Here is a 15,569-nt window from a genome sequence, read left to right as displayed (position 1 = left end):
TGACCCGGTCCAAGAAGGGGGCGAAGTGAACCCCGGCCAGCGTCGCTGACGCTCCGACTGTTCCACATGGCCGGAATGGGTGTTCCACTTCGCCCGGAACGGGTGTTCCACTTCGCCGGAATACGCACCTACGCCAGAAGGTCGCCCTGCTCTTCGGAGCGGGGCGTGGGTTGAAACATGATCCGCTACCTGCGCCAGTCGCCCTGCTCTTCGGTGCGGGGCGTGGGTTGAAACATCGCCTGCTCGGGGGTGACCATCTCGAATGCAGGCCGCCCTGCTCTTCGGTGCGGGGCGTGGGTTGAAACACTTGCACGTGTGGATTCGCCTTCCGGTTGGAGCGTCGCCCTGCTCTTCGGTGCGAGGCGTGGGTTGAAACCAGGAGAAGTTCGGAGTCGGGAAGTGGGTCGCGTGTCGCCCTGCTCTTCGGTGCGGGGCGTGGGTTGAAACTTAGAAGACCGACAAGCCGAGGGGGCTGCGCCCCGTCGCCCTGCTCTTCAGAGCGGGGCGTGGGTTGAAACAAGTTCGCCATCCTCCGGGGCGCCATCCGGGAGAGTCGCCCTGCTCTTCGGAGCGGGGCGTGGGTTGAAACCTGTCCAGCGCTGTCCCCATGGTACCCGGTCCGCGTCGCCCTGCTCTTCAGAGCGGGGCGTGGGTTGAGACCGGCCGTCCCCGTGTGCACCACCGTGGAGCCGGATGCCGCCCTGCTCTTGGAGCGGGGCGTGGGTTGAAACGCCCTCATGACGCCCGAGGAGGCGGTGCGGTCCGGTCGCCCTGCTCTTCAGAGCGGGGCGTGGGTTGAAACCAGAACGTGATGTTCATGGGAGCGCCGGTCGTCGTCGCCCTGCTCTTCGACGCGGGGCGTGGGTTGAAACATCTTCGAGTCCGCCAGGGCGAGAAGCTCGCGGAGTCGCCCTGCTCTTCGGCGCGGGGCGTGGGTTGAAATGGGTCCACGAGAGTCTGACTGTCCGAGAGTGGTTGAGCACACAGTCCTTCGAGGCTCAGCGTCAGTTCGGGTTGCAGGCCATCGAGAACATCAAAAAGGGAATCTGGCGATGACCATTGAGGAGCTTGTTGAGGAGTTCGCCCGAAACGTAGCCGCGCAGACCGATGCCATCTTTCGCGGGGATACCAGCACCGGAGATGAGCACGCTGATCGTTACATCGCTGCTTTCAAGAAACTGCGCTCCGCTGGAGACGCAGGGCGGGATGCTCTCGCAGTGCTGCTGGAGCACCCTCGGATGGATGTGAGGGTCGGAGCTGCCGCATGCCTGCTCCGCCACCGGACGGCAGAATCCAAGGCGGTGTTGGAAGCAGCGGCGAAGGGGGAGGGGCTCGCCGCGTTCGAGGCTGCCCAGGTGTTGAAGAACTGGGAGAACGGCACCTGGGCCTTGGACCCGGCATAGATGCCATGCTGCTGATGATCTGAACCGGGTTTCGCCCAGTGCGGTCAGGCAACCACACCCCATGCCCCGCCCTCGTGAGAGTGGGCCTCTGGCGCTCACACGCCCCAGTCCTTCCGCGTACTTGGCGCGCCGCGAGCCCTGGCCCGCTGGCTGCATTCCCTCGAACCGTACCCATCCCGTTCGAGGAATCCCATGCGAGCCGCACTCGCCGCGCTCATCGTCTGTCTTCTGTCCGTCCCCGCCTCCGCGCAACAGCCAGAGTCGCACGACACGCCCTGCCCCGCTCCCGCCTCGCCCCTGAGCTCCGGCGCCATCACCCAGGGCACCCTCGTGGCCAGGCTCCGCCACCACGCCTCCGCCCAGGGCTGCCCCGAGTCCCAGCCCCAGCACTTCAGCCTCAAGCACACCGAGGTCGACGCCGAGGTGAGCGGCTTCCTCGCCAGCGTCACCGTCACCCAGGTCTTCGAGAATCCCTACGCCGAGCCGCTCGAGGCACTCTATGTCTTCCCGCTGCCGGAGAAGGCCGCGGTGGATGCCATGGAGCTCGTCATCGGCCAGCGCGTCATCCGTGGCGTCATCCAGACCCGTGAGCAGGCCCGCGACACCTACGAGCGCGCCCGCGCCGAGGGCAGGACGGCCGCGCTGCTCGACCAGGAGCGTCCCAACATCTTCACCCAGTCCGTGGCCAACATCCTCCCCGGGGAGGAGATCCGCGTGCGCATCCACTACGTGGAGCGGCTCGTCTACGAGAGCGGCAAGTACCGCTTCGACTTCCCCATGACGGTGGGCCCACGCTTCATCGGCGGTGAGCCCCTGGCCTTCCGCCAGGGCGAGGGCACCGCGCCCGACACCACCACCGTCCCCGACGCCAGCCGCATCACCCCGCCCGTTCTGCCACCCGAGGCGCGCAGCGGCCGCGACATCCGCCTCTCCGTGCGCCTGGACGCGGGACTGCCCGTGCACGAGCTGCGCTCCACCTCGCACCAGGTGACGGTGTCGCGCGAGGGCCCCAGCCGCGCCCGCGTGGAGCTCGCCCCCAACGACCGCATCCCCAACAAGACCTTCACCCTGGAGTACCGCGTCGCCGACGCCCTCATCCGCCCCGCCGTTCTCATGCACCGTGAGCCCGGCGCCGACGAGGGCTACTTCCTCGTGCTCCTCAACCCCCAGCTCGAGCCCAAGCAGGAGGAGGTCGTGCCTCGCGAGCTGTACCTGGTGCTGGACACCTCGTGCTCGCAGTCCGGCCAGCCCATCGAGAAGTCCAAGGCCATCACCGCCGAGGTGCTGCGCCACCTCCACCCCGAGGACACCTTCCAGGTGCTCAACTTCGACACGTCGGTCACCAAGTTCGCCCCCACCGCGGTGCCCGCCTCGCCGGAGAACGTGGCTCGCGCCCTGCCCTACGTGGCCAACTTCTGGGGCGGCGGCGGCACGGACGTGCGCGTGGCCGCCCAGGAGGCCATGGTTCCCGCCAACGACCCGGCCCGCCTGCGCATGGTGCTGTTCATGACGGACGGCTTCATCGGCAATGACGACCAGGTGCTCGGCACCCTCCAGCAGCACCTGCGCGAGGAGACGCGCGTCTTCAGCGTGGGCGTGGGCAACGACGTCAACCGCTACCTCGTCGCCAAGATGGGTGAGGTGGGCCGTGGCGCCTCCACCTTCGTCAACCTCCGCCGCCCCGAGGCCGAGGTGGCCCAGGAGTTCGAGTCGCGCATCCGCGGCCCCGTGCTGACGTCGGTGCGCGTGGACACGGACGGGCTGCCGGTGTCGGACGTCTACCCGCGCGTGATGCCGGACCTCTTCAGCGGCCAGCCGCTGTTCCTCATCGGCAAGTTCCACGGCTCGGGCGAGGGCCTGCTGCGCATCACCGGCCGCGTCCGCGGGCAGGAGCGCCACTTCGACGTGCCCGTCACCTTCCCCGCCTCCGCGCCGGAGCACGCGTCGCTGCGCAGCCTGTGGGCCCGTCAGCGCATCGAGGAGCTGTCGGTGGAGAACTACCGCGGCGAGAAGCCCGAGGTCGTCCAGGCCATCACCGCCACGGCGCTCCAGTACCGGCTGATGAGCAAGTACACCTCGTTCGTCGCGGTGGAGGAGGTGGCGCGCACGCAGCCGGGTGGCGACCCGGTGCGCGAGCTGGTGCCGGTGGAGCTGCCGGAAGGCACCTCGTACGCGGCCGTCTCCGGCGAGCTGAGCCGCGAGGAGATTCCGCCCGGGGACCCCATCATCTCCGTGGCCGCCCCGAGGAACGCGCGCCGGGTGACGGCCTACTTCCCCTTTGGCCTGGTGAAGCCCCTCACCTTCGACACGGCGTCGGGCCTGTGGCGGGGCCGCTTCCTGGTGCCCCTCTTCGTCGAGGACGGCTACTACGACGTGCTGGTGGCGGTGGAGATGAAGGACGGCACGGTGCGCCGCCGCGAGGTGCGCTACCGGCTGGACTCCAAGGGCAACGACTTCGAGGTGGCGCTGTCCACGCGCGTGCTCGCTCCGGGGCAGGCCCTGCGCCTGGAGGTGGACGCGGTGGAGGCCACCCGGGAGGTGAGCGTCTACGGTGAGCTCTTCGGCGACGAGCAGCTCCTCCTGGAGACGCGCGATGGGCTGCGCTTCTCCCGGGAGCTGGTGGTGCCCGCCGGCACCGGGCCCGGGGACTACGAGCTGGTGCTCGTGGCCCGGGACGCCGCCGGCAACCGCTTCGAGCGCCGCGAGAAGGTGCGCGTCGCCCTCAGCGTCGAGGAGTAGTCCCTCCAACAGCCGGGCCTCCCCGGCCTTCGCCGCGGAGGAGATGGTCACGGGCCGTCCTCCACGGCCCTGCCCTCCCGGACATGGGTGCTGTCACGCGGCCACACTCCGAGGCCACGAGAAGACGCGGCCAAGCGTTTCCAAGGGCTTACGCGCTGGCCCGCGCTTCGCAATGCAACCGGGCGAGGAGGCTCACGACGCCTGCTCCCGAGGACCCGCACATGCTGCTCTCCACCCTGACCGCCGCCCTGCTCTCCGCCACCGTCACCAACACCGAGACGGTGCATGACCTCGCCTCGTACAACGGCCACGTGGTGGCCTGTACCGAGGGAGGCCTGGAGCTCTTCACCTCCGGGGGACGGCCGGTGCGCACGCTGACGGTGGAGGACGGCCTGCCGAGCCACTTCTGCCGCGCGCTGGAGGTCGCGGGAGACCGCCTCTTCGCCGCCACGGACGAGGGCGTGGTGGCGGTGGACGGCCGCTGGCGCGTGGAGCCGGTGGTGGAGGCGAAATGGTACGCCCTGCCGGCGGCGAAGGGCATGAACGCGGAGGTGTACCGCGCGGCGCTCGGGTGGCTCTCGGAACGGCTGCCCGCGGGCCCCACGTACACGGCCTTCACCGAGCGATATCTCGGCACCGCGGATGGGCGGGTGATGGCTCCGGCCTCGGGGCGCATGTGGACGGTGCCAGGGCAGGTGCGGCTGCTGGAGGAGGAGGGAGACTCGCTGCGCGTGGGCACCACCGAGGGCACATTCATGCTGGGGCCAGACGGGCTCGTGTCCCTCCCCGTGCCCGTGGGGCCGCTCGCGTACGCCACGGGCACGGGCGGTGAGACGCGGGTGCTCGGCGCGGAGGGCGAGTCACGGCGCTGGGGCGCGAGCTCGGGCGAGCCCAGGGCACTGCCCCCGGGAGCCACGAGCACGCTCGAGGAGAAGGGCGTGGCGTGGGTGGGAACTCGTGACCAGGGCGTCTTCCGGCGTCAGGGCGGGGCGTGGAAGCGGGTGACGCCCACGGGCCAGCTGTGCGGCAACCACATCACCGCGCTCACGTGGCACCAGGGACAGCGCGTGGTGGGTACCTTCGACAAAGGCGTGTGCTGGGAGCTACCCGATGGGCGGTGGCGGACGTTCCGCGCGCCGAACCTCCCGAGCAACCACGTGCTGGGCCTCGCGAGTGACGGGAGGAACCTCTACGTGGCCACGATGTACGGGCTGGGCCTCCACGACGGAAAGTCGTGGACCCCCATGGCCTACGGAGGCCGCAACCCGGTGGCGCTCGGCAAGCTGTCGGTGCTGGCGGCGGTGGCGGACACGGAGGACGGTGTCGCCCTCGTGGACGGACGCGGTGTGTCCTTCGTGAAGCCGGCGAGCCAGCCGCTCGAGTTGGCGAAGCGGCTGCAACCGCCGGAGGGCTGGAGCACCCACGCTTCGGTGGCGGACGGCGCCGGGCGCTACCTCTGGGTTGGGAGTGAAGATCGAGGCCTGATGCGCTGGGACGGCACACAGTGGAGCCGCTTCCACGATGGGAAGGACCTCACGGACAACTGGGTGACGGCGCTCTCCGCGGACAGGGAGGGCCGTGCGGTGGTGGGCTCGTGTCAGGACGGCTTCAGCTACTTCGACGGCGAGCGCTGGAGCCGGGTGCGCGACGCCGAGGGCCTGCCGAGCCGCTACGTGGTGTCCACCGCGCTGGTACCGGGTGGGGCCCTGGTGGGCACGCTGCGGGGCGCGGCGCACTACGACGCGGCGAGCGGCAAGGTGCGAGCGTTGCCCCGGCTCGCGGACCCGCGCGTGCACTCCATCCTCGCGGAGGAAGACACGGCCCTCTTCGGCACGGAGGGTGGGCTCTCCCAGTTGGACTGGAGAGCCCCCGCCACCGTCTCCCACCGCTGAACCGCGGGCTCAGCCCGCCTTGAGGACGCCCACCGGGTGCGACTCGCCGGAGGACCCGGACGAGAGCACCAGGACGGCCGCCTGGCTCAGGGCCGCCTGCCCCAGGGCGTTGAGCTGCTGCTGGTTGGCCACCGCGTTGTGGAACGCCAGGCCGAGCGCCTGTGCCGCCGCCTCGTACACCGAGGCCAGGGCCCGCGCCCTCACCTCGTCGGGGTGGACGGACGGCGCGCTGGACTCGGGCGCGTCTCCCTCCACCGGGGCCGTGGACTGCGCCGGCTCGATGGGCGGCAGGGAGACGGACTTCGACTCGGGCGCCGGCCCCCGGACGGACTCACACGCCACCCGGGCCTCCACGACGAGATCCAGGATGCCCTGCTGCTGCCGAGCGGTCACCTCGTTCAGCTTCGCCAGGACCTGGGCCACCGCCGTCCCGAGCCGCACCAGCTCCACCTCGGCGCCGAGCGTCGCCAGATCCACGTTGTCGCTATCCGCCATCGAATTCCTCCTGGGAGTGAAGGGCACCGCGGTGCCACGCCAGAGGGGGAGTAAAGCCGTCCGGAGCGGATCCGTCGAGACACCTCTCACCTCCGAGCCGCCTTCTCCCTCGGCACCCGGGCATGCCACACTGTCCCAGGCCCCCCATGCGATTGAGCGACGTGCAGGCGCTGCTGGACACCTCCTTCCAAGGTGCGGAGGAAGGTGCCACCCGGATGTACGAGCCCGAGGATGAGCGCTTCGACAAGCGGCTGAGCGCCGTGTGGCTGGAGTACCGCTGGTACGTGCACGAGCGGGGCCTCGCCGAGGTCTTCGTGAAGTGGAAGCGGGTGGAGCGGGAGGCCTGCGCCCGCGAGGAGGTGTCCGTGCTGCGCCTGCACCTGCTCGGGCACTCGGCCGTGCTCGCGGAGTGCGCGCAGCGGGTGCTCGACGCGGGCCAGCCCGCTCCGGGACGGCTGCTGGAGCTGTTCGGCGCGGACGGGGTGAAGCGAGAGAGCAGCGTGGCCGGCACCACCGGCATCACCCTGGAGCACTGGCCACACCCGGCGCCCCAACCGCTGCTCCCGGAGGAGACGTTCCAGGCGCTCTCCGCGGTGCTGGCGGACCCGCACGCCTCCTTCGAGGAGCGGCACGAGGCGGTGGACAGGCTCTGCCGGGAGCGCAGCCCGCGCGTGGTGCGGACGCTGCTGGCCGCGCTGGAGGTGGGCCCCTCCCTGTCCGCCCTGCGCCGGCTGTCCGAGTGGGGCGAGCTGGATGCCCTGCCACACCTGGAGCGGGCGCTCGCGGGCGTGGCACCCGACAACCCGGCGGACCTCTGGGCGCTCATCGCGCTGCAGCGGCGGTTGCAGGCCTGGGAGGCCGCGACACGCGCGCGCCAGCCCGCTATGTAACGCCCATGCGAATCCTCCACACGATGCTGCGTGTCGGCGACCTCGAGAAGTCGCTGGACTTCTACACCCGCGTCCTCGGGATGCAGTTGCTGCGCCGCAAGGACTACCCGGACGGCAAGTTCACCCTGGCCTTCGTCGGCTACGGCCCCGAGGACACCCATCCGGCCCTGGAGCTCACCCACAACTGGGACACCTCGAAGTACGAGCTGGGCAACGCCTACGGCCACATCGCACTGGGCGTGCGGGACATCCACGCCACCTGTGACTCCATCCGCAAGGCCGGTGGCAAGGTGGTGCGCGAGCCGGGTCCCATGAAGCACGGCACCACCGTCATCGCCTTCGTCGAGGATCCGGACGGCTACCGGGTGGAGCTCATCCAGCAGGGCTCTTGAGCCCTGTCTAGGGCAGCCGCCGGCCGAGCAGGCTCCAGCGCTCGCGCACCCACTGGCGGATGTACTCCACCTCCTGCGCGTGGGTGTTGAAGTCGGTGCGGTCGCTCCACCATTCGAAGGAGCGGTGCTGCTGGAACCAGCGGGCCTCGTCACGCAGGGCCACGGGGCCGATCTCCCGCTCGTAGCCGTCGATGAGCTTCAACACCTCCTCCTCGCTCAGGGGGCCTCGCAGCAACGCCCGGTAGCGCTCGCGCAGGGGCGTGGCGATGGCGGGGTCCGCCAGCATGCGCGCGAAGAGGAGGTTGCGTCCGGAGAAGTCCGGCAGATCCGTGGGCGAGCTCCGGTGCGTGTCCCAGTTCTGGCCGAAGCTCGCATCCAGGTCCCAGGGGATGAAGCGCCAGGGCGCTCGCGTCACCGGGTCGTAGTAGTGGTACGCGTTCTTGGAGGCCGAGTCCGTTCCGAGGATGAGCGTATTGAAGATCCACCAGTCCTCGTAGTCACGCGTGTTCAGCCACGAGCCCCATTGCGCGCGGAAGGTGTCCCGGTCCGAGCCGGCGATGCGCTCGATGAGGGCCGTGAGCGTGTCATAGGCGCCGACCTGGCCATCCTTGGGCTTGCCCTCGGACTTCTCGAAACCCTGATGAAGGGACGGCTTGGGCACGCCCTCCGCGTCGAGCCGCGAGAAGTTCGCGTCCACGTCCACCGCCTTGAAGAGGTCTCCGTCCTTGGATAGACCGTGCTGGCGCATCAGGTGCTCGTCCACGTGGTCCGCCACGGTGAAGAGGCCCCAGAAGCGCCCGTTCACGTAGAGGACCGCGCTGTACGTCTTCACCTGGATGTGGTCCGGCGACATCCGGTTCCACAGGTCGAAGGCGAGCCTCGGACGGATGTTGGAGTTGTCGTTGAAGCTGGTGATGAGCACCACGCGGCGCCGGCCGGTGAAGCCTCCGGCGAGGTCCGGCTCGTTGAACGGGTCCTCCTCGGAGAACTTCAGGGTGTAGTTGCGCTTGGGGTAGCTGCTGGAGGTGGCCCCGCGGTACTTGGCCTCGATGGCGTAGCGGTGCCCGCGGTAGACGAGCTGCGCGGGACGGTAGCCACCGGCCGTGAGCGTGCCCTCGAAGGAGAGGTGCATCACCGGCAGCCCGTACTCCTCGGTGTACGCGACCGGGTCCAACTCCCGGATGTTGCCCGGGGCCAGCCAGTTGTCGGCCACGCCCACCTTGAGCACGCCCGTCTCGCCGGTGCCGCGCTCGGTGATGGTGAGCAGCCACACGGACGCCTGGGCCTTTCCCGGCGTCCACTGGAAGATGCCACGGGCCTCGTCCACGGTGGCCCCGGCGGGTAGCGGAGACACGGTGAAGCGCAGGTCGGGCGTCGTGTGGCCCGTGCCGCAACGCAGCTGGAGGGTGATCGGCTCGCCTTCCTGGAGCCAGTGGGGACCGTCTCCCGTCGGAGCACAGACGGTCGGCTTCGGAGGAAGTGGAGGCGGCTCGTCCGGCGCCGGCGTATCGGGAGCGGGCGGCGTGCCCTCCGAAGGGGCCGGCGTAATCGGAGCCAGGGGAGGGGAAGTGTCCACTCCCGAGCCGGGAGAGCCGCCCTCCGCCTCCGTGGGCACGCACCTCAGCAACCCAAGACATGCCACCAGAACCAGTACGCACTGGACGAAACGGCCCCTGCCCCCCATGTCCCCTCCCCCGCCTGACGTCCTGGGAGGAGTAATCACCTGGGAGCGGAGCTGGCGGGAACCCAGGACACCCGCCCCAGGAGCGAGCGGGCGGGCGTCTCCGTCATCGGGGCAGGTCGACCCGCGCGGGCACCGTGCCTACTGGCCCATCTGGAAGGAGCCCTCGGCCACCAGCATCAGCTCCACCGCGGGCGCCGCCTTCACCCCGAAGGCCGACAGCGCGGAGGCCTGCGCGCGCACCGCCGACGCGTAGGCCTGGTAGGCCTCGGCCGTCTTCGTGGCCAGCAGCGTGACGTTGGTGCCGCTGACCGTCACCGCCGCCGAGGCCGCGAGGTCCAGGGTGGTGTCCAGCGTGGCCGCCGCCGCCGCCGAGGCCCTCACCGCCGCGCTCACCGCGAGCTGGTTCGTCGCGGTCACCCCGAGGTAGCGCCCCAGCACCGAGGCCTGCACGTCCGTGGTGCCCGCCACGCTGGCGCCGAAGCCCGCGAAGGCCTGCGCCGCCAGCGCCGCGCTCGTGGAGGCGCGCACCTGGGTGCGCAGCGTGGTGCTCGCCGTCACCGCCTGCTGCTTCACGTCGTCCGCCGCGTTGGCCGCCGCCAGGAGGGCCGACAGCGCCGCGCCCGAGGCCTGTGCCTCCAGCCCCGCCGAGGCCCGCGCCGCCGCGTCCACCAGCGGCTTCGCGTCCTCCGCGGACAGCCGCGCCTTCAGCGTCGCCCGGAAGGAGGCGCCCGCCGCGCGCTCGCTCTGCGCCTGCTGCTCCACCTTCGCGCCCAGCTTCTCGGCCGCCGCCCGCAGGTCCGCGTGGAACCTGTCATAGGCCTGCTCCACCGCGCCGCCCGCGTCCAGCGCCACGTTCAGCGCCGCCGCCGCCGCGAGCTCCTCGTGGAAGAGCGCCGTCTGGGTCGTCTGGGCGCCCGCCTGGGCGTACATCTCCAGCTCGGCCTGCTGCGCCGCGCGCACCGCGTCCGCCAGCGCCTTCACGCGCGAGCGGAAGGTCTCGCTCGTGGAGGCTCCCTCGCGCGCCGCCGCCGCCATGCGGGCGTTGATGCGGGCGCGCACGTCCACCAGGTCCACCGTCTCCGCCTGGGGCTTGTCCGCCATGATCTGCGCGAAGACCTCGGCCTCCAGCGAGCTCTCCGTGTCCATGGGCGGCGCCACCGCGTCCTGGCCCTCGGCGGTCGCCTCGAGCAGCGCCGAGGCCACCACCTGGCCGGAGGCGTCCACCGCCTGCAGCACCAGGTGCTCCTCACCCGCGGGCACATCGAGCGTGTACTGGCCCTGCGCCTCCAGCTTGCCCTCGGCCACCACCGTCAGGGTGCCATCCGGCCCCACGGTGCTGGCGCGCACCTGCGTCGCCGCGGCCACCGTGCCCGAGCCCCCGAGCGGAAGCGCTCCGGACACCAGCCCCTGAGGCTGCGTGCCCTCACCGTCCGTCACGCGCCCCTTCACCTGCACCGTGTTGCCACAGCCCGTCCCCAGGCCGAGCACCACCACCGCCGCCCAGAGGTTGCGAAGCGTCGTCGTCTTCAATGTCGTCTCCTCACGTCCCAAAGGCGCCGCATCCGGCCACCCGGCCCGGAACCGGAGCGAGCGCTCGCCCATTTCTTGAGAAAAGGGCTCCCGGTTGGATCAGCCGCGCCGTTTTCCTGCGATGAGCGGGGACAGCTGATCGACGAGGACTCGGCCGTACTGCTCGTGCGGCGGCCTTCACACCTGGAGCGGGTGTACGCGGATTCGCGGCGAGGCGAAGCACGAGCCCGGGAGGTGTTCCGCCAGCTCGAGGACACCTTCGTCGCCAGCGGCCTGTACATCGCCGATGAGGTGACGTCTCCGCGCTGCCTCGCCCCGCCACTGCCCGGGTGCAAGCCGGACTGGAGCTTCGTGGACAGGCTGCTGCCCTCGCGAGGTCCCGCAGCGAGGCACCCGCGGGAAGCATTGGGCACGGCCTTCGCCCAGCGGGCCCGTGAGCGCGGCATGCGCAACGCACTCATCACCGCGTCCCTCAACGCGCTGCTGGCCGTCACCCTGGTGAAGGGGCAGTTGAACCATCGCATCCCGCCTGCCTGTGTCCTACGGTCTGATACACAGTGGCACCGACCTCGGCTGACGTGCCCCTCGCGTGAGGGAAACCGCGCCCTACGGCTGACGGACAGCGGGCTCCCAGCCGGCGGTGACGAGCTGAAGCAGCTCGACGCCGAGCAACTCCGGGTAGCGCCGCAGCCAGTCCGTACGCTCCGGCGTGGCGGGCTCGCCGTTCCAGAGCACCTGCCCTCCGGCCCGTGTCCGCAGCAGCTCGGCCGCGGTGAAGGCGGTGCGCGCCGTCTGTACGAAGGGAGCCTCTCCCCATTGGGGCCAGATCAGCAGCTCGTCCGCCGCGTGGGGATTGCGAAGGAACCACGTCACGGGCTCACCCGAGGCCCGGTCGAACCAGACGCCTTGTGTCCCCTTCAGCTCCACATCCTGGCCTTCCGGCGGGGCCTTCAGCAGCTCCGTCAGCGGTGGCGGTTTCGGGTGCTTCAGCCTCAGAGCCAGCAGGTTGGGGCCCTCGTCATGCCCACCCGCGGGAAACTCGAGGGGCATGCGAAGGGTGGTGTGGAGCTGCTCGCGGCGTTGCAGCCACAAACGCCCCTGCTCCATCGCGTACTTCCCCTGGGCCTCCGTGAGCGCACCGAGGGACTCCACCGTCACCTCCCGGCCGTGAACACCCTCGAAGGCGCGCAGGCCCAGCTCCTCGTTGACGATGGCCGCGAGGGAGAGCAGCTCGAACATGTTCGCCAGGAAGAAGGCGCTGGTGCCACTCACCGAGAGTTGGAGGGTCCCCGCCCGGGGACCGTTGTTGGGCCGCACGCCCGCCCACAGCAAGGGAGCGGAGGCGGGCTCCGCGTCCGCGCGGAACACCCAGGTGGCTCCATCGGGCCGGCGAGCCCGCAGAATGGGACGGGAGCGGGCAAGCAGGTCCAGACAGGCACGCAGCTCGTCGGGGGTGAGCCGGTCCGGCGCACCGGCCCGGACGTCCTCGTAGCGGCGATGGGATGTCAACCAGACGGAGTAGGGCATGGGAGGTTCCTCGGGACGGACGCTACTACCGCGTCTCCCCAAGGAAATCGCGCGGTGTTATGGCTGCGGCATGACCACTCCTCCTCCTCCCCTCCGGGGCTTCGCCGAGGTGAATGGAGCCCGCCTGCACTACGAGCTCCAAGGCGATGGCTTCCCGGTCGTGTTCCTCCATGGTGGCCTGCTCGACCTGCGCATGTGGGAAGGGCAGATGGGAGCGTTCTCCCGGCACTTCACCACCCTGCGCTACGACCAGCGGGGCTTCGGCCAGACGCAGGCCCCTCTCGGGCAACCCCACGCGCCCCACGAGGATCTGCTCGCCCTGCTCGACCGCTTCTCGATGGACCGCGCCCACGTCATCGGCCACTCACTCGGGGGACGCGTCGCGCTCGACTTCGCCCTGGCCTTTCCCGAGCGCGTCTCCTGTCTCGTCCTCGTCGCGCCCGGCATCCAGGGCGCCCCACCCTCGCCCGAGGAATTCTCCTGGTACACGCGCCTGCTGGGCACCGGCCGGGAGAAGGACCCCCAGGCCCTCATCGAGGCCTGGCTCGGCAGTGATTACCTGGCCGCCACCATGGCCCAGCCTTCGGTGGCTGCCCGGGTGCGCCAGTGGACGGTGGAGAACCTGCCCGGCCTGAACCCCGGAGCCCACCCTGCCCGCTTCCTGGAACCCGTGGCCTACGGCCGGCTCGAGGAGCTGCTCATGCCCGTGCTCGTCGTGGTGGGGGACAGGGACAACCCGGTCATGCTGAAGAACGCCGAGGTGCTCGCTCAGCGCGTGGCCGCCCTCACCCGCGTCACCCTCCCGGGCGTGGGCCACATGCCCAGCCTGGAGCGCCCCGAGGACTTCAACCGTTCCGTGCTCGACTTCCTCCTGGGACATCCCACCCCGGCCCCTTGACGCAGTGCGGCATCACCCCTGATGCTTGCATCCCCAAAGGGGTCCTCGGGATGAAGCCACGGCATCACTTCGACACCGGGTGGCGGGAGCGGCTGACACTCGCCGATGGGACGGAGGTGGAGTTACGGCTGGTCCAGCCGCGCGACGCGGAGTTGCTCCTGGAGGGCTTCGAACGGCTCTCACCGCGCTCGCGCATCGGACGCTTCCACGCCCCCAAGTCACGGCTCTCGGAGCAGGAGGTGCGCTACCTCACCACGGTGGATGGGGATCAGCATCTGGCGCTGGGCGCGGTGAGCCTGGGGCCCGAGGGCCGGGAGCGCGGGCTGGGCATCGCCCGGTTCATCCGTCTGGCCCCCTCCTCCGACGTGGCCGAGGCCGCCATCACCGTGGTGGACGCGGCCCAGGGCAAGGGGCTCGGCCGCATCCTGCTGGAGCGGCTCATGGAAGCGGCGCGGGAGCGGGGAGTGGAGCGGTTCGAATGCCACATCCAGCCGGGCAACGCCGCGATGATCCGCCTGCTGAACCGGCTCCTCCCCGACGGCATGCACGAGGAGGACGAGGACACGCTCCGCATCACCGTGCCGCTGTCCTCCACGCCTCGCAGGAAGTGGAACCCGCTGCTGCTGTTGCTGGCGCTCGCCGCCCAGGGGGCACTGACCGTGCTGGGGCCCGCTCGCCCGCCCTCCCCAGACGAGCAGAGGCCGCCAGGTTGACGTCGGACCGGGCTCCGCGCGGTGATGGACCCCGCAGCCCAGCCCCTCAGGAGAAGTCCCATGACGTCCACCCGCCGAAGCCCCTCGGGGTTCCGCCGTCCCACGCTCGCCCTGGCCGGATGGCTCACCAGCGCCGTCCTCGCCTGCACGGGTCCACAAGGTCCCGATGGAGCCACGGGCCCCCAGGGCCCCGGCGGCAAGGACGGTGTCCCCACACCGGTGCGCCTCCTGGACGACAAGATCGGCCGGTGGCTCCCGGAGAACCGCACCCGCCTCAATGAAATGATCTCCACCCTGGGCATCGCCAGCCCGGCGTTCGACCCGAAGAACCGCCCCGTGGCCGTGTTCGACTGGGACAACACCCTCGTGAAGAACGACCTGGGGGACGCCACCTTCTTCTGGATGCTCCGGCACGACAAGGTGCGCCAGCCCGCGGACAAGGATTGGAGCACCACCAGCCCCCACCTCACCCCCGAGGCCCGGGCGGCCCTCAACAGCGCCTGCGACACCGCCGCCGAGCCCGGTGCGCCCCTCGAGACGAGCCGCCACACCGGCTGCGCGGACGAGCTCGTCAGCATCTACAACGGAGGCAAGACGCACGCGGGCAAGGCCGCCTGGAACAACCCGGTGACGCTGACGCTCAACACCGCGTATGCCTGGGTGGCCCAGCTCCAGGCCGGCTACACGCCGGAGGAGCTCCGCGCCTTCGCCCGCTCCGCCTACGCCGAGAACGCCTTCAACCCGCCGGGCACCACGCAGACGGTGGGCACCACCCCGGGGCTCGCCTACCACGTCCAGGTGTACGAGGAGATGGTCGACCTCGTCGAGACGCTGCAGGCCAATGGCTTCGACGTCTGGGTCGTCACCGCCTCGCCCCAGTTCGTCATCGACGCCGTGTCCGAGTCGCTGGCCGGCATCAAGCCCAACCGGGTCATCGGCATCCGGCCGATGACGGACTCCCAGGGGCGGGTGACGGCGCACCTGCGGGGCTGCGGCCCCGTGGCCGATGGCGAGGACTCGCTCATCACCTACGACCAGGGCAAGCGCTGTTGGATCAACAAGGTCATCTTCCACCAGCCCGTGGAGAAGCAGCTGCCCCGCCAGCCGGACGCGGCCAGGCGCCAGGTCTTCGCGGCGGGGGACTCGGACACGGACCTCGCCTTCGTGCAGGACGCGACGCACCTCAAGCTGGCCATCAACCGCAACAAGGTGCAGCTGATGTGCAACGCCTACGCGAACCACCAAGGCCGGTGGCTGGTGCAGCCCATGTTCGTCCAGCCTCGCGCCCAGGGCACCCGCTACCCCTGCACCACCGCGAAGGACGCGGCCGGACAGCCCCTCGTCGACGAGGCGGGCAACCCCTTCACCCAGGACTACGAGGACCGGGTGTACGCGCTGCCGTAGCC

General features: G+C 70.5%; 13 protein-coding genes and 1 CRISPR repeat array. Of the genes, 9 read left to right on the top strand and 4 right to left on the bottom strand.

Going from position 1 to position 15,569, the window contains the following annotated elements:
- Window positions 1-199 precede the first annotated feature (199 nt).
- A CRISPR array of direct repeats spans window positions 200-661; the repeat unit is 36 nt; unit sequence CGCCCTGCTCTTCGGTGCGGGGCGTGGGTTGAAACA.
- A 147-nt stretch (window positions 662-808) separates the two neighbouring features.
- From NR810_RS39295 to NR810_RS39280, 4 genes are all read left to right on the top strand, one after another.
- On the top strand, window positions 809-940 hold the full coding sequence (locus tag NR810_RS39295; protein WP_257460141.1) for a hypothetical protein: 132 nt from the start codon (window positions 809-811) through the stop codon (window positions 938-940).
- A 112-nt stretch (window positions 941-1,052) separates the two neighbouring features.
- Window positions 1,053-1,403 carry a DUF2019 domain-containing protein gene (locus NR810_RS39290; RefSeq protein ID WP_257460139.1) on the top strand — a complete coding sequence of 117 codons (351 nt, stop codon included), beginning with the start codon at window positions 1,053-1,055 and terminating at the stop codon, window positions 1,401-1,403.
- A gap of 192 nt (window positions 1,404-1,595) precedes the next feature.
- Window positions 1,596-4,142 carry a VIT domain-containing protein gene (locus NR810_RS39285; protein WP_257460137.1) on the top strand — a complete coding sequence of 849 codons (2,547 nt, stop codon included), beginning with the start codon at window positions 1,596-1,598 and terminating at the stop codon, window positions 4,140-4,142.
- Between the two features lie 221 nt (window positions 4,143-4,363).
- Window positions 4,364-6,034 carry a ligand-binding sensor domain-containing protein gene (locus NR810_RS39280; RefSeq protein ID WP_257460135.1) on the top strand — a complete coding sequence of 557 codons (1,671 nt, stop codon included), beginning with the start codon at window positions 4,364-4,366 and terminating at the stop codon, window positions 6,032-6,034.
- Window positions 6,035-6,043: 9 nt separating this feature from the next.
- On the opposite strand, the gene NR810_RS39275 is transcribed toward NR810_RS39280, so the two are convergent.
- Window positions 6,044-6,529, bottom strand: coding sequence for a RebB family R body protein (locus NR810_RS39275; RefSeq protein WP_257460133.1), 486 nt, complete (start codon window positions 6,527-6,529; stop codon window positions 6,044-6,046).
- Window positions 6,530-6,675: 146 nt separating this feature from the next.
- On the opposite strand from NR810_RS39275, the gene NR810_RS39270 reads away from it, so the two are divergent.
- Together NR810_RS39270 and gloA are read left to right on the top strand one after the other, a co-directional pair.
- Window positions 6,676-7,419: a hypothetical protein gene (locus NR810_RS39270; protein ID WP_257460130.1), complete on the top strand. Its 744-nt coding sequence runs from the start codon at window positions 6,676-6,678 to the stop codon at window positions 7,417-7,419.
- Between the two features lie 5 nt (window positions 7,420-7,424).
- Window positions 7,425-7,811, top strand: a complete 387-nt coding sequence (gene gloA, locus NR810_RS39265) for a lactoylglutathione lyase (RefSeq protein ID WP_257460129.1) — start codon at window positions 7,425-7,427, stop codon at window positions 7,809-7,811.
- A 7-nt stretch (window positions 7,812-7,818) separates the two neighbouring features.
- On the opposite strand, the gene NR810_RS39260 is transcribed toward gloA, so the two are convergent.
- The 3 genes from NR810_RS39260 to NR810_RS39250 form a co-directional block, all read right to left on the bottom strand.
- Window positions 7,819-9,426, bottom strand: coding sequence for a CotH kinase family protein (locus tag NR810_RS39260; protein WP_326522538.1), 1,608 nt, complete (start codon window positions 9,424-9,426; stop codon window positions 7,819-7,821).
- A gap of 207 nt (window positions 9,427-9,633) precedes the next feature.
- Window positions 9,634-11,025, bottom strand: a complete 1,392-nt coding sequence (locus tag NR810_RS39255) for a hypothetical protein (RefSeq protein ID WP_257460127.1) — start codon at window positions 11,023-11,025, stop codon at window positions 9,634-9,636.
- Window positions 11,026-11,631: 606 nt separating this feature from the next.
- The gene (locus NR810_RS39250) at window positions 11,632-12,552 is read right to left on the bottom strand and encodes a hypothetical protein (protein ID WP_257460125.1); all 921 of its coding nucleotides are present in this window, start codon (window positions 12,550-12,552) and stop codon (window positions 11,632-11,634) included.
- A 70-nt stretch (window positions 12,553-12,622) separates the two neighbouring features.
- Between NR810_RS39250 and NR810_RS39245 the strand changes: the two genes are divergently transcribed.
- From NR810_RS39245 to NR810_RS39235, 3 genes are read left to right on the top strand one after another with little or no spacing between them, the layout of a single operon-like run.
- Complete coding sequence (locus tag NR810_RS39245) at window positions 12,623-13,450, top strand: alpha/beta fold hydrolase (protein WP_257460123.1); 828 nt, start codon at window positions 12,623-12,625, stop codon at window positions 13,448-13,450.
- Window positions 13,451-13,500: 50 nt separating this feature from the next.
- Entirely contained in the window at window positions 13,501-14,163 is a 663-nt protein-coding gene (locus NR810_RS39240) for a GNAT family N-acetyltransferase (protein ID WP_257460122.1), read from the top strand.
- A 60-nt stretch (window positions 14,164-14,223) separates the two neighbouring features.
- Complete coding sequence (locus tag NR810_RS39235) at window positions 14,224-15,567, top strand: HAD family hydrolase (RefSeq protein ID WP_257460120.1); 1,344 nt, start codon at window positions 14,224-14,226, stop codon at window positions 15,565-15,567.
- Window positions 15,568-15,569: the final 2 nt, after the last annotated feature.

The organism is Archangium lipolyticum (assembly GCF_024623785.1).
In the GTDB taxonomy this organism is placed as follows: domain Bacteria; phylum Myxococcota; class Myxococcia; order Myxococcales; family Myxococcaceae; genus Archangium; species Archangium lipolyticum.
Note: the sequence above shows the minus strand (reverse complement) of the source record. Positions and strands in the feature narration are given on the sequence as shown.

Excerpts from the sequence above, each read along its gene's own strand:
- NR810_RS39290 (WP_257460139.1), top strand. The coding sequence starts at position 1,053 with ATGACCATTGAGGAGCTTGTTGAGGAGTTCGCCCGAAACGTAGCCGCG.
- NR810_RS39285 (WP_257460137.1), top strand. The coding sequence starts at position 1,596 with ATGCGAGCCGCACTCGCCGCGCTCATCGTCTGTCTTCTGTCCGTCCCC.
- NR810_RS39280 (WP_257460135.1), top strand. The coding sequence starts at position 4,364 with ATGCTGCTCTCCACCCTGACCGCCGCCCTGCTCTCCGCCACCGTCACC.
- NR810_RS39275 (WP_257460133.1), bottom strand. The coding sequence starts at position 6,529 with ATGGCGGATAGCGACAACGTGGATCTGGCGACGCTCGGCGCCGAGGTG.
- NR810_RS39270 (WP_257460130.1), top strand. The coding sequence starts at position 6,676 with ATGCGATTGAGCGACGTGCAGGCGCTGCTGGACACCTCCTTCCAAGGT.
- gloA (WP_257460129.1), top strand. The coding sequence starts at position 7,425 with ATGCGAATCCTCCACACGATGCTGCGTGTCGGCGACCTCGAGAAGTCG.
- NR810_RS39250 (WP_257460125.1), bottom strand. The coding sequence starts at position 12,552 with ATGCCCTACTCCGTCTGGTTGACATCCCATCGCCGCTACGAGGACGTC.
- NR810_RS39245 (WP_257460123.1), top strand. The coding sequence starts at position 12,623 with ATGACCACTCCTCCTCCTCCCCTCCGGGGCTTCGCCGAGGTGAATGGA.
- NR810_RS39240 (WP_257460122.1), top strand. The coding sequence starts at position 13,501 with ATGAAGCCACGGCATCACTTCGACACCGGGTGGCGGGAGCGGCTGACA.
- NR810_RS39235 (WP_257460120.1), top strand. The coding sequence starts at position 14,224 with ATGACGTCCACCCGCCGAAGCCCCTCGGGGTTCCGCCGTCCCACGCTC.